At 41.9% G+C, this 13,551-nt stretch carries 10 protein-coding genes; 7 read left to right on the top strand and 3 right to left on the bottom strand.

Features of this window, described 5'->3' with window-relative positions; genetic code table 11:
- The first annotated feature begins 1 nt into the window (after nucleotide 1).
- The 7 genes from BM176_RS17265 to BM176_RS17235 all read left to right on the top strand — a co-directional run bounded on the left by BM176_RS17265 (nucleotide 2) and on the right by BM176_RS17235 (nucleotide 6,614).
- A complete protein-coding gene (locus BM176_RS17265; RefSeq protein ID WP_090105295.1) occupies nucleotides 2–910 on the top strand; it encodes a glycosyltransferase family 2 protein in 909 nt (302 codons plus the stop codon).
- Nucleotides 911–917: 7 nt separating this feature from the next.
- A complete protein-coding gene (locus tag BM176_RS17260; RefSeq protein ID WP_177230436.1) occupies nucleotides 918–1,361 on the top strand; it encodes a VanZ family protein in 444 nt (147 codons plus the stop codon).
- 15 nt (nucleotides 1,362–1,376) lie between these two features.
- Nucleotides 1,377–1,925 (top strand): WcaF family extracellular polysaccharide biosynthesis acetyltransferase, encoded by a 549-nt coding sequence (locus tag BM176_RS17255; protein WP_090105291.1) that lies wholly within the window; start codon nucleotides 1,377–1,379, stop codon nucleotides 1,923–1,925.
- A 2-nt stretch (nucleotides 1,926–1,927) separates the two neighbouring features.
- Nucleotides 1,928–3,172 (top strand): WcaI family glycosyltransferase, encoded by a 1,245-nt coding sequence (locus BM176_RS17250; protein ID WP_090105289.1) that lies wholly within the window; start codon nucleotides 1,928–1,930, stop codon nucleotides 3,170–3,172.
- A 21-nt stretch (nucleotides 3,173–3,193) separates the two neighbouring features.
- Nucleotides 3,194–4,579: an undecaprenyl-phosphate glucose phosphotransferase gene (locus BM176_RS17245; RefSeq protein ID WP_090105287.1), complete on the top strand. Its 1,386-nt coding sequence runs from the start codon at nucleotides 3,194–3,196 to the stop codon at nucleotides 4,577–4,579.
- Between the two features lie 133 nt (nucleotides 4,580–4,712).
- A complete protein-coding gene (locus BM176_RS17240) occupies nucleotides 4,713–5,423 on the top strand; it encodes a hypothetical protein (RefSeq protein WP_090105285.1) in 711 nt (236 codons plus the stop codon).
- A gap of 141 nt (nucleotides 5,424–5,564) precedes the next feature.
- Nucleotides 5,565–6,614, top strand: a complete 1,050-nt coding sequence (locus BM176_RS17235; RefSeq protein WP_090105283.1) for an acyltransferase family protein — start codon at nucleotides 5,565–5,567, stop codon at nucleotides 6,612–6,614.
- Nucleotides 6,615–6,672: 58 nt separating this feature from the next.
- On the opposite strand, the gene BM176_RS17230 is transcribed toward BM176_RS17235, so the two are convergent.
- The 3 genes from BM176_RS17230 to BM176_RS17220 form a co-directional block, all read right to left on the bottom strand.
- Complete coding sequence (locus tag BM176_RS17230; protein ID WP_255373535.1) at nucleotides 6,673–8,205, bottom strand: malate:quinone oxidoreductase; 1,533 nt, start codon at nucleotides 8,203–8,205, stop codon at nucleotides 6,673–6,675.
- A 128-nt stretch (nucleotides 8,206–8,333) separates the two neighbouring features.
- The gene (locus tag BM176_RS17225) at nucleotides 8,334–9,770 is read right to left on the bottom strand and encodes a rubredoxin (protein ID WP_090105279.1); all 1,437 of its coding nucleotides are present in this window, start codon (nucleotides 9,768–9,770) and stop codon (nucleotides 8,334–8,336) included.
- 258 nt (nucleotides 9,771–10,028) lie between these two features.
- Complete coding sequence (locus tag BM176_RS17220) at nucleotides 10,029–13,550, bottom strand: nitrate reductase (RefSeq protein WP_090105277.1); 3,522 nt, start codon at nucleotides 13,548–13,550, stop codon at nucleotides 10,029–10,031.
- Nucleotide 13,551 lies beyond the last annotated feature (1 nt).

Here is a 13,551-nt window from a genome sequence, read left to right as displayed (position 1 = left end):
GATGAATATAGCGGTTATCATTCTTACTTATAACGAAGAAAAACATCTGGCCCGTTGCCTGCAAAGCATGCGTCAGATCTCGGATGAGATCTATATTATCGACGCTTTTTCAAAAGATAATACAGTGGCGATTGCGGAGGCACATGGAGCAAAGGTATTACAACATGCCTGGGTAAATTATGCACAGCAATTTCAATGGGGGCTGGATAACTGTGGTAGCAAAGCTTCCTGGGTGATGCGTATGGATGCAGATGAATATCTGGAACCCGGTTTAATACAGGAGATTAATACCCGCATTACACAAATGCCGGAAGATGTAAGTGGAATTTATATCCGTCGTAAAGTACTCTTTAAAGGAAAATGGATCCGTTACGGAGGCTTTTATCCGCATACGCTGCTTCGCATCTGGCGCAATAAGATAGGCAGTATTGAACAGCGGTGGATGGATGAACATATTGTACTCTCACAAGGGAGGACTATCATGTACAAAGAGCATATAGTAGATTATAACCTGAATGCAATTCATTGGTGGGTGAACAAGCATAACAATTACGCCATTCGGGAAATGGTAGATCTTCTTAATATCAAGTATGGTTTACTGCAGGCAGATAAACGGTTATTAGAGGGAGAAGGAACACAGGCCAAAACAAAACGTTTTCTGAAAGAGAAAGTATATGCAGGCATGTCGCCGGGTATGAGAGCCTCTTTCTATTTCGGATACCGGTATTTTCTCCGTTTGGGTTTCCTGGATGGTTATTATGGATTCATCTTTCATTTTATGCAGGGATACTGGTATCGTTTACTGGTGGATGTGAATCTGGCAGAATTTGAATTGAAGCTGAATGGTGATAAGCGAAAGGAGAATATGATAGCCTTATTAAAGGATGATTACAATATTATCCTTACTTAAATTAAATATGACGAGAAGGAGTTTAAAGATAAGCGTGACGATAGGATATCTTCTGTTGTTGTTATGTGTGGTAATTCTGAACCCACTGAGGTTTGAACATATTGTTCCGCTGGGAAGCCGCTTACGGATTCATCCGTTTGTTGATTCACTAAATGACATTTCGTATGCACGCGGCAGTAGTTGGTTCATACACTGGTTCAACTTCCTGGGGAACATTTTTGGAAACATTGCGCTGTTTATCCCTGTTTCCTTCATTGCCATATTGGTTTTTCGGATGCAACAGTTCTGGATGGTAGTCCTTATGGCCTGTATACTGAGTTTGATTATAGAGACAGTGCAGTATTGTACAGGTTTGGGCGTGGCAGATGTAGATGACGTAATACTTAATACTGCAGGTGCCGCCATCGGGTTTTATATATGTAAAAGGGCCTATAGCTTTTTGAGTGAATAATTATTTAATCAAACAATGAATACAGATCTGTCCAAATTCAGTGTAGGTAACTATACCGCCGGTCCGGCATGGAAAAAAGGAATTTGGTTCCTGGTGAATTATTACATTTTCGATAGTGTCTTTCCCTGGCCATATGGATTTAAAAGATGGCTGCTACGTGCTTTTGGTGCTACTGTTGGACAAGGGCTCATCATCAAAACTAAAGTGAGAATTAAATATCCCTGGAGGTTAAGTATTGGAGAACATTGCTGGATAGGGGAATCCGTATGGATTGATAACCTTGATATGGTGAATGTTGGAGACCATGTTTGTATTTCCCAGGGCGCTATGTTGTTAACCGGTAATCATGATTACAAGAAAAGTGATTTTCCTTACAGACTTGGTGGAATAAAGATTGAGGACGGCGTATGGATTGGTGCACAATCTGTAGTATGCCCGGGTATCGTTTGTGGATCGCATGCAATACTCACGGTGAAATCCGTGGCCGCAAAAAATCTGGAAGCATGGAGTATTTATACAGGTAACCCTGCTATTCATGTACGTAAAAGAGAGATCACCGAATAAATATGGCAAAACGATTATTACTGATTGGAGGAAACTTTTTACCTGAACAAACCGGTATTGGAAAATACAACGGTGAGATGATCCGGTGGCTGGCCGCGGGCGGTTATGATTGTTCCGTTATTACCAGTTATCCATATTATCCGCAGTGGAAAGTACAGCCTCCTTATGATAAAAACAGAAACTGGTATAAGAAGGAATTGATCCGTGAAGAAGGATGGCTGGGAAAGATTACTGTATACAGGTGTCCGCAGTATGTACCTGCAAAGCCATCGGGTAAAACAAGAATGCTGCTGGACTTTTCCTTTGCAGTATCTGCATTCTTCAAGCTGCTGCAATTGCTGCCACGCAAAAAATTTGATGTGGTGATCAGTGTAGTACCTCCTTTTCATCTGGGCCTGCTCGCAGTACTGTATAAGAAACTACGTGGCGCAAAGGTATTGTATCATGTACAGGATATGCAGATAGAAGCAGCACGGGATCTCAACATGATTAAATCTCCTGCACTTATCAAAGTATTGTTCGGGCTGGAACGTTACATCCTTCAGCAGGCAGATATGGTAAGCAGTATCTCTGATGGTATGATGAGTAAGATACAGCAGAAGGCCGGTAAGGAGATCTTCTTTTTTCCAAACTGGGTGGATGTTTCGTTATTCCATCCGCTGGCAGAACGGATGTCATTAAAAACAGAATACGGTTTTGCCCCAACAGATAAGATTGTGTTATACTCGGGAGCGATTGGTGAAAAACAGGGACTGGAGGCTATTCTGCATGCAGCAGACAGCCTGAAAGATCAGCCCGGGTTAAAGTTCCTGATCTGTGGTTCAGGGCCTTATAAAGAGAAACTACAGCACATTGCTGCAAATATGGGATTGCAGAACGTCATATTTTTTCCTTTGCAGCCTTTCGAGCGCTTTAATCATTTCCTGAATATGGCGGATGTACACCTGGTGATTCAAAAAGGAAATGCCAGTGATTTAGTAATGCCGTCCAAACTGACTACTATCCTTGCTGTGGGTGGACTGGCGCTGGTTACGGCCAACAACGGTACAAGTTTGCATAAGCTGGTGAGTACACATAATATGGGGATTGTAGTGGATGCAGAAAATCAGGAAGCATTGAATGAAGGTATCATCAGATCAATGAATGATAATGCGACAGAACTGGCCAGGAATGGCAGGTTATATGCGGAAACCTACCTGTCGGTAGGGAAAATAATGTCAAGATTCGAAGAAGCGGTAATAGGATAATAGTTAGTTAACATTTAATATATGCTGAACAGATATTTAAAAATATGCAGTATCCAGATACTGGTGTTTGATTTTATCAGCCTGAATGGATTTTTCTTTTTTACACAGTATTGGATGCAACAGTTTAGTGTACCTGTGCATGTAAACAGAGATGCTTTTTTACTGGCTTCTAATATTTCATGGGCAATTGCATTATATACCACAGGGATCTATTTCATGAGTCAGCAGTTGTCGTACGAAAGGATTACACGCAAAACGATTCAGAGTGTTTTATACTACCTGCTACTCATACTCTTGTTTGTATTCCTTTACAAAGAGGCTTATAACCGGATATTTATAGTTACCTATTGTTTACTTTTTATAGCGGTGGCACTCATAGACAGGTTGTTTTTTTATATGCTCACCAACTACATTCTGCGTCGTAAGGAAATTGAAAGGAAAGTAGTAATAGTAGGATATAATGATTTATCGAAACAGTTGGTAGATAATTTATTGGGCAGAAAGAGTAACCTCAGATTTGAAGGATATTTTGAAGAACCAAGTAATGTGCATGAGTTATCTTTTTACCCGGTGATTGGCAATTTACAAGAGTGTGTTACTTATGCGCAGACCAATAATATAAGGGAGATCTATTCCACTTTATCGCCGGAACAGTTTCCTTACCTGTACACCCTGGCACATGAAGCAGAGCGGCATTTTATCCGTTTCCGTTTCGTGCCGGATTTCAGAATGTTTGTAAACAGGCAGATTTACATAGATTACCTGGATAACATTCCTATCATCTCATTACGTTCGGAACCATTGGATGATATTGCAAACAGGATCAGAAAACGGGTTTTTGATATTATGTTCAGTGCCTTTGTAATGGTGTTTATTTTAAGTTGGCTGATTCCATTACTGGCGCTTCTGGTAAAACTGGAATCCCGTGGCCCCATCTTCTTCATACAGCATCGTACCGGCCGGAACAATCAAACTTTCCGCTGCCTGAAGTTCAGAAGTATGTATGTGAACAATGATGCCAATAATAAACAGGCCAGCAGGAACGACCGTCGTTTCACGAAGATCGGACGCATACTGCGTAAGACCAACCTGGACGAAATGCCGCAATTCCTGAATGTTTTTGTAGGAGATATGTCTATTGTAGGACCACGCCCACATATGCTGAAACATACAGAGGAGTATTCTGCGATTATTCAGAAGTATATGATCCGTCATTTTCTGAAACCAGGTATCACAGGATGGGCACAGGTAAATGGTTACCGTGGAGAGATTACAGAAGAAGTGCATCTGCGCAAACGTATCGAACATGATATCTGGTATATGGAGAACTGGTCTGTATATTTGGACTTGCGGATAATCTTTTTGACTGTATTTAACACGATTCGAGGCGATAAAAACGCTTTCTGATAATTTTGTACTAGTATAAGTAGCATAATTGAGCAGAATTAAAGAATGGTAAATGTTACATTTGCGCTCCGGCAGCGGTTAAGTCGGGAATATCTATCTTTAATAGGCGGGGACCTGTAAACCAGCGACGAAAATGAAAACTTCTGTAACTGCAAATAAATTTCTTGATAATAACCGGCTTGCAGACGATATCTTTCACGAGCTGAAATCTATTATATCAAGTATTCTTTCCAGCGTTGAGCTGATTGCGCTCTATGATGGGAAAGCTGTGCCCGGCAAGATTACCCGGCAGGCAGAGGCCATTAAATCACAAGTAATAGAATTGGATTTTCAGTTGCAGAATGTACGCATCATTCAACTAATTCTGAGCCAATCATTTGTGCTTAAGAGGAAGATGACTAATGTTCATTTCTTTCTGACCCAGTTTATCCGGGAAGAGCCTTATACAAAGCTGTTATCTCCGGCAGTGGAATTGCAACAGAACAAGGGGACCGCAGATGCTTTTATAGATGAATTTGTAATCAGGCAATTAATATTAAATCTGTTCTTTTGGATGAACAGGCATTCATCTACTTACCAGTTACCCAGACTGATATTTAGTTTTGAAGAAGGCTATTTTGAAATCAGAGGACATTTTTTTGCTAACTATATTTTTTCATCTCCATTTAAATCATCCGCGCATGAACATCGCGTTACTGATAGTGAATTATTAAACCAACCCATTTGTTACCTGATGTCTTACCTGGCAGCTTTGCATGATGGTAATTTTGAAATCACAGCAGCACAGGAAAAGAATGTGGTAGTAGTGGTACGGATACCATATAAACCGAACGGTGTACGGTAAAATTTCTCTTAGAAACAATAAGATAAGGTTAAAACAAAGGGGATATATCTATATCCCCTATTTTTTTACGCTTTTGGATGTTTTTAAAAATCACTGGTGCCGGATTGTATGTATAGGCAGAAACAGTAAAAGAATTAAATTATGAAATCAGAAAAAGTACAAAGGGACTCAAACATTGAATTACTCCGCATCGTGTTAATGTTTATGATCATTGTACATCATCTTGTTACCAGGGGATTAAAATTGCGGGAACTGGGTTCAGGAACTTATACTCCCATGTCATCCACTACTTTCCAGATTCTTTTAAATAGTTTCATAATTGTAGCTGTTAATACATACGTATTTATTTCAGGATACTTTGAAATAAAGTTTAAAATAAAAGTGCTTATTTCTTTTCTCATCCAATGTCTCTTTTATTCCATTCTGCTGTACCTCATATTTGTATGGCTGGGATTGAATGTATGGAGTATTAAAGGATTCGCCATGACCTTTTATTTTCTCTATAAAGGCTGGTGGTTTGTTCCTGTTTATTTAACGTTGTATGCTTTATCTCCCATGCTCAATAAAGGATTGGCAGGGATGAATCAAAAGCAGCTTATTTGTATGATAATCGTTCTGCTGATCCTGGCACATATCAAGTTCGTTATGGGCAATTTTATTTCAGACAGGGGGTTTGGTATTTATAACTTTATCTTTATTTATGCTGTGGCGCATTACTGCCGGAACTATGTGAAGAAAGTAGATTATGCCTGGTTATGGTATACCTGCTGTTCCCTGCTGATCTTTGCAATGGCGTACGGTTTATATCTCTTCGGAAAACCTAAGATAACCTGGGCTGTTTATAATTACAATAACCCGGTGATGATCCTATCCGCAGTTTTCCTGTTTTACACATTTAAGAATATCAGTATCAGGAGCGGTCTGATAAACAGCATTGCGGGGCTTGTATTCGGAACTTACCTGTTTCATGAGCAAAGGGATGTGTGCCTTTATTTAAGGGATCATGTGATGGTGTATGTTCAGGATACGGTGCATAATGATATAGCGTTGTTTGCTTCGATCTTTTTACTGGCTGTGCTGGTCTTTATTGCGGGGATTAGTATTGAGAAGATAAGACAGTATATCTGTGATCCGGTTCTTAATTATTTGTATAGTATTAAATGGGTGCAGCGTGTTTCAGATCTTAATTAATGGATTGTGTGTTAATGAAAAAAGCGGCTATCGTACGACAGCCGCTTTTTTTATTTAGTTAAGCTACAACGCTTGTTTTTTTCAATTCTAATATTGTGTTGGACCATTCTCTTACCTGATCACAAAGAGCAGGTTTATCAGCCAGTTTTTGGCCATATGAAGGGATCATCTGCAACAGTTTGTCCTTCCATTCAGGAGTAGCCAGTTGTTCTTTAAAGCAACGGTCCAGTAATTCCAGCATGATTGAAACAGCTGTAGATGCACCGGGGGAAGCCCCCAGCAATGCAGCAATAGAGCCGTCTGCCGCACTTACTACTTCAGTACCAAATTCCAGTACACCACCGAGTTCAGGATCTTTTTTGATCACCTGTACACGCTGACCTGCAAACTCCAGTTCCCAGTCTTCCATCTTTGCTGTAGGCAGGAAAGCCTGTAAGGCTTCGAGTCTTTCTGCGGGTGACTGACGTACCTGGTCTATCAGGTATTTTGTAAGTGGGAGGTTATCAAGGCCAGCCGCCAGCATAGGGCGGATGTTATTGAATTTAATAGATTTAGGCAGATCCAGCCAGGAACCTTTTTTCAGGAACTTTGTAGAGAAGCCGGCATAAGGACCAAACAGCAACGCTTTTTTGCCATCGATCATGCGGGTATCCAGGTGAGGAACGGACATCGGTGGCGCACCAACCGAAGCCTTGCCATATACTTTGGCAGCATGCCTTTCCACCACTTCCGGATTTTTACAGATTAACCATTGGCCGCTTACAGGGAAGCCACCAAAGCCTTTTCCTTCCGGAATATCTGATTTCTCCAGTAGAGGCAGTGAACCACCACCAGCACCTATAAATATGAATTTTGTAAAGAGCTTTCTTTTCTTGCCTGTTTCCAGGTTTTTCACAGTCAATCGCCATTTCCCATCCTCATCCTGCTCCAGGTCTCGCACTTCGTGATTCAGATGTAAGTGTACACCATCTTGTTCTGTCAGGTAATTGATCAATGATCTTGTCAGCGATCCGAAGTTGATATCGGTACCCAACTCCATACGGGTAGCAGCTACTTTCTCTGCAGGGTCCCGGCCTTCCATTACGAGGGGAATCCATTCAGACAATACGGCAGGATCTTCAGAGTATTGCATGCCTTTGAACAGGTGGTTACTTTCCAGCGCTTTCTGGCGCTTTTTAAGATACTCTACATTCTGTTCGCCCCATACGAAGCTCATATGAGGAACGCTTTGTATAAAACTTCCCGGAGATTGTATGCAGCCCTCTTGTACAAGGAATGACCAAAACTCCTTGGATACTTCGAATGATTCAGCAATTTTCATTGCTTTATTTATTTCGATAGAACCATCGGCCTTCTCTGGAGTATAGTTAAGTTCACAGAAAGCAGAATGCCCTGTTCCGGCATTATTCCATGCATCTGAGCTTTCACCGGCAATCATATCCAGTCTTTCAAAGATTTCAATGGTCAGTTCCGGTTGCAATTCTTTTAACAGAACACCCAGCGTTGCACTCATTATGCCTGCACCGATTAAAACGATGTCAGGCGCCGATTTAGGAGACATATTATTTTTTTTACACGATTTGCAGCGCAAAAATAAGACTTAATCTTGTAGTTCTATAACGTTTTAGCACTTGTTTTAATCGTTTTAATGATTACCAGGATGGAGCTTCCTGTATAAGTTACTGTAGTTCAGGCTATGCGCGAAGTGCAAAGAAAATGTTAAGATGTGATATTAATAGATGATGCAATATTTACCGGTATAAAATCAGATAACGGGGCTTCACAAACGGAGCAACAGTAACCGGAGGGTAAGTCGGCAAACGAAGTACCAGCTGGAATTTGTTGTCCCGGATCTCCCACAGTTTCATCGTAAATGGTCAGGCAATGTTTGCACTGATGTACCCATTTCTCCGGTTGCACTACTGTAGGAACAGCCTGTTGCGTGATACTAAGCGGATCATGGCTGTTTTCATAAAAATGTTTACAAAGCGCTGTAATATAAGGGCCCAGGTATTCCTTGGCCACATCTGTTCTGTAAGGGATAAGTGAACCAGAATTAGGCTGGAAATCCGGAGTATACAGAATATCATACCGTTGAAGGCCTTTTAAACGGCTTTTATGCCTGGCTTCCTGTTTGTTGATAATAATGGAGCCAAAGCAACTATTCCCCGGTTTTAGGCGTATACCAAAGCATAAACCGTAGGTCCTTACGTCGGCACTGTCGAAGTACCTGATAATGTGGCGTTTTAGTACGAGTGCATCTTCACTGTTATCTTCCACCTGCCAGTTCAGTTCATTGGCAGCATGGCGTACGTTGATATTGTATTTACCCAGAATATAATCCCAGAGACGCCGGTGCTCCTGCTTTATGTTTTTGATGATCAGCGATTTCCAGGATGTAGCATAGAGTTGTCCTGTCTTGGTTTCCAGGCAGATAGTACAGATATCTTTCAGGAAAGGAACGGAGAACTCTTCATCCCGCCGGTAAATCCCCAGCCAGTAATGATTATCGTGTTTATTGAAACCCTCATAGTAGGGGAGGTGAAAGCTAGGCTGTTCCAGTTCATGATCTTTTGGACGGCTCATGTATTCAATCTGTGCTTTCACCTGTGTGTAAAGCTGTTCATTTTCGCCTGGCAATAATGATTCGATACAACGGCTTACTTCACCTATATTGTTCGTATAGATCAGTTCCGGCCATGCAAACAGTGCGCCTGTTTTAGGATACCGGATATAAAGATACCAGTAGTGTGGCTGCCCGGCAGCAATCCAGTTGATATGTCCTGTAAAGAATGGTGTAAAGGTTTGCCTGCTGTCGCAGATGTTTATCTTCAGGGAAGGTGTATGATCAAACATATCGAAAACATCTTTGTAAATGCCTTCGGTTAGCCATGTATCAGTATTAAAAATGCCGGAAGTGAGATAGGAACTGGTGATGTTGGGACCAGATCCGTAAATGATCTTTTGTTCTTTGCAAGCCTTTTCAAATGTTGCCAGTTGTTTAACAGGTACGTCCAGTAGTAATTGCTGCCGTAATCCGAAACGCGCCTGTTTTACACGTGCTTCTCCTGCTATCTCCAGAATTGTATGGAGATAACCTGGAGAGATGATCCCTCCGGTGAAGTTTATACTAATCGTTTGCGTTTGCTTTAACATAAGATATTTCTTCCTGTTCTTTACAAATAATCCGGGAATGCAAGAGATAAAATACAGTCAGGAGATAAATTCATCCTTCGTTCATCCTTCGTTTTTTAACGAAGGATGAACGAAGGATGAATTTATCTCAACTCCGTCTGGCCCCTTACTATGGACCTTTTCGGGAGGATTTTATGCGGTTTTATTCCAATTTACCATGTTTCCCTGATAGTATTTTATCGTTTCTTATAAATTATTCCTGATAATCAATCCCAACGATTAAAATACTTTCTGCATATGATCTGTTTTCTTCTTCCCTGGTATTGCCTTTTCCAATAATGCCTTCACTTCCGATCTGCAACTACCACAGCCCATGCCCGCACCGGTGGACTGACATAATTGCTCCAGGCTATTACAGCCTTCTTTAATTTTCGCCGTAAGATTACCTTCACCCACACTGCCACAGCTGCATATGAGCTTACCAATTACCGGCTCACCCTTTTTACCTGATCTTAAAAGTTCCAGTCTTTTATCAGAGAGTTCTATCTTGTTACTGATCAGATCTTTGAATTCCAGGAATTCGGACTTGTCACCAATCAGGATAGCACCTATTAACCGGTCGTTATGGATCAGGCACTTTTTGTAATAACGTTTTGATTTATCAATGAAGATGACCTCTTCATATGCAGGGTCATCCGGTGTTTCTATTGTGCCTAAAGAGCAGAGATCTGTGCCATGCATCTTCAGGATATTCATAAAAAGCGATCCCTGGTAATAACCGGTAATATCACCGCTGAGATAACGGGCAACTACAGCTGCCTGTTGTTCTGCTGCTGCGGTAATTCCATACAGGGTGCCATTGAATTCAGCTATTTCACCAATAGCATAGATGTCAGGATCGCTGGTTTGCAGGTATTCATTTACAACCACCCCGCGGTTACAGGATAGTTCGCTGGCTTGTGCCAGTTCTATATTCGGTACGGTACCAATAGAAAGTACCACTGCCTGGCAAGCCACATGACGGCCACTTTTCAGCCGTATGCCATCAAGTTGTTTTAAACCTGTGAAGCGTTCTATCTCATCATTATATAAGATTTCTATGCCGCGGTCTGTCAGCTCTTCATACAACAGCTGGCTTCCCAGTCCGTCCAGCTGCCGGTCCATCAGTTTAGATGTACGCTGTATAACTGCTACGTCTATATTCATTTCACGCAGGGACGATGCCAGTTCTATACCTAGCAGTCCACCTCCCGCTATCATCACTTTTCCCTTAGAAGGATCAATATGTTTGACGAAGGCATCTGCATCCCGGCGATTACGCATGGTAAATATGCCTGGCAATGGAGGTGTATCTTTGAGCGTAGCAGCTCTGCTGCCCATTGCCATTAACAGGATGTCATAAGTATGTACCTGCCCTTTACTATCAGTCACCGTTTTATTTTCTCTGTCTATCTCCAGAATACTTACTCCACGGTGTAAGGTAATATCGAAGTTTGTTTCTTCATCATCTGTCATTTTTACCAGTTGTTCCCATTGCTGGGTACCACTGATATAATCAGGTAACATTACGCGGTTATAGAAGGGGAGATCTTCTTTACTGAACACGGTGATTTCATCTGTTGTATTCAGCTGCCGGTAAGACTTTACAAATCCGCAGGCACCTGCGCCTGCGCCTATGATTACAATTTTTTGCTGAGGTTTTTTATAGGGTTGTACCTGTACTGCTGAATATTTAAAATCAGGTTGTTTGGAGATGGGATCCAGCCTGGTATGTGTAAGATTATTTGCTCTGTTCAGATCGTTGTTTAGTGTTTTCCCCCAGTGCATAGGAAGAAATACCACTCCCTTTTTAATCGTGTTACTCAATTGTGCTTTTACCCGCACAGCACCATTAACGTTATATATCTCTACAATATCATCTGCTTTTATCTTACGGTCTTTTGCGTCGTCCGGATGTATTTCCAGAAAAGGAGCGGGGATATGTTGTTTCAGTTTGCTCACTTTCCCTGTTTTACTCATCGTATGCCATTGATCACGTATCCTGCCGGTGGTAAGGATTAGCGGGTAGTCGGCATCTGGTGGAACAGATGTATTTTCATCATCGAAAGAATGAATAATTGCTTTGGCCGAAGCAGTATAAAACTGGTGATCTGTAAATAGACGTGGTGTACCATTGCCAGAAATATCTTTGGGATATGGCCATTGTACACTACGTTTTTCTTTGAGTAATGTATAATTCAATCCGCTCACATCTATGTTAGTACCGGCAGTGAGGCGGCAATGTTCATCATAAATTTCTGAAGCATTGGCATATGAGAAACCATGATAACCCATTTTTTGTGCAAAGCGGCAAATGATTTCCGAATCTGGCAATGCCTCTCCAGGGGCATCTGTCACCTTCTGTAAGTAACTGATGCGGCGCTCAGCATTGGTCATAGTTCCTTCTTTCTCAGTCCATGCTGCAGCTGGAAGGACTACATCAGCATATTGCAGTGTTTCTGGTTTGGAAGAAATTTCCTGCACCACTACAAACTTAGCTTTCTGCAGGGCTGCTTCTGCGAGTCTTGCATCGGGAAGACTTACCAGTGGATTGGTGCAAAGGATCCAGATGGCTTTCAGTTTACCACTGTTTAAAGCGGCGAACATTTCAGTTGCTGTTAATCCCGGCTTTTCTGAAAGTGGACCACTTCCCCAGAAGGTTTGTACTTCTTTGCGATGTGCCGGGTTATCCATGAGACGATGAGCGGGTAACAGATTAGATAATCCACCTACTTCACGCCCGCCCATTGCATTCGGCTGACCCGTTAAGGAGAAGGGACCACATCCTGGTTTTCCTATATGACCGGTAATGAGATGAAGGTTTATCAGGCTAAGGTTTTTGTGGACACCTACAGAACTCTGGTTCAATCCCATGGTCCACAGCGTCATAAAACGTTTCGCTTTACTGATATACATCGCTGCTTCCATGATCGCCTCTTCTGTGATTCCACATATAGCTGCTGCACTGGCGAGACTGCGTTGCATTACCGTCTCTTTATAACGGGCAAATCCTTCGGTATGTTGTGTGATAAAAGTATGATCGGTAGCTCCCTGTTCTATAAGCAGCCGGCCTATAGCATGATGTAGTACGATATCCGTACCGGGATGTAATTGCAGATGCAGATTTGCCAGCGCACAGGTTTGTGTAATGCGTGGATCGCTGACGATGATCTTCAATGCAGGATTTGCTGCTTTAGCAGCTTCTATCCGGCGCCATAAAATTGGATGGCACCATGCCGGATTGGCACCGGCTACAAAAATGCAATCGGCCAGTTCAAGATCCTCATAATTCCCCGGTACGCTATCTTCTCCCAACGACATTTTATAAGCAGCTACTGCACTGCTCATACACAGACGGGAATTGGTATCAATATTATTGCTGCCAATGAAACCTTTGATGAGTTTATTGACTACATAATATTCTTCTGTTAAGCATTGCCCGGATGCGTAGAAAGCTACTGCATCCGGACCATACTTTTGAATAATCTGTGTAAATACGGCGGCGGTTCTTTCCAGTGCCTGGTCCCAGGATACGCGCTGACGCGGCATATACCTGTTATAGCGCATTTCAGGATAGAGTAGCCTGTCACCTGTATCCATGACGGTATAATGCAGGTTCATCCCTTTGGAGCAAAGCATACCCTTATTTACAGGGTGATCTTTATCTCCTTCCACATGCAGTTTTCCCTGCCTGTCCTTATTCACTATAATCCCGCAACCAACACCGCAATAACAGCAGGTTGTCTTAAATGAAGTTGGCATG

Source organism: Chitinophaga sp. CF118 (assembly GCF_900112615.1).
Lineage (GTDB): Bacteria > Bacteroidota > Bacteroidia > Chitinophagales > Chitinophagaceae > Chitinophaga.
This window is presented reverse-complemented; position numbering and strand designations above follow the sequence as displayed.

Bases quoted from the DNA above. Each gene is read 5' to 3' on its own strand.
- BM176_RS17265 (WP_090105295.1), top strand. From the start codon at position 2: ATGAATATAGCGGTTATCATTCTTACTTATAACGAAGAAAAACATCTG.
- BM176_RS17260 (WP_177230436.1), top strand. From the start codon at position 918: ATGACGAGAAGGAGTTTAAAGATAAGCGTGACGATAGGATATCTTCTG.
- BM176_RS17255 (WP_090105291.1), top strand. From the start codon at position 1,377: ATGAATACAGATCTGTCCAAATTCAGTGTAGGTAACTATACCGCCGGT.
- BM176_RS17250 (WP_090105289.1), top strand. From the start codon at position 1,928: ATGGCAAAACGATTATTACTGATTGGAGGAAACTTTTTACCTGAACAA.
- BM176_RS17245 (WP_090105287.1), top strand. From the start codon at position 3,194: ATGCTGAACAGATATTTAAAAATATGCAGTATCCAGATACTGGTGTTT.
- BM176_RS17240 (WP_090105285.1), top strand. From the start codon at position 4,713: ATGAAAACTTCTGTAACTGCAAATAAATTTCTTGATAATAACCGGCTT.
- BM176_RS17235 (WP_090105283.1), top strand. From the start codon at position 5,565: ATGAAATCAGAAAAAGTACAAAGGGACTCAAACATTGAATTACTCCGC.
- BM176_RS17225 (WP_090105279.1), bottom strand. From the start codon at position 9,770: ATGTTAAAGCAAACGCAAACGATTAGTATAAACTTCACCGGAGGGATC.
- BM176_RS17220 (WP_090105277.1), bottom strand. From the start codon at position 13,550: ATGCCAACTTCATTTAAGACAACCTGCTGTTATTGCGGTGTTGGTTGC.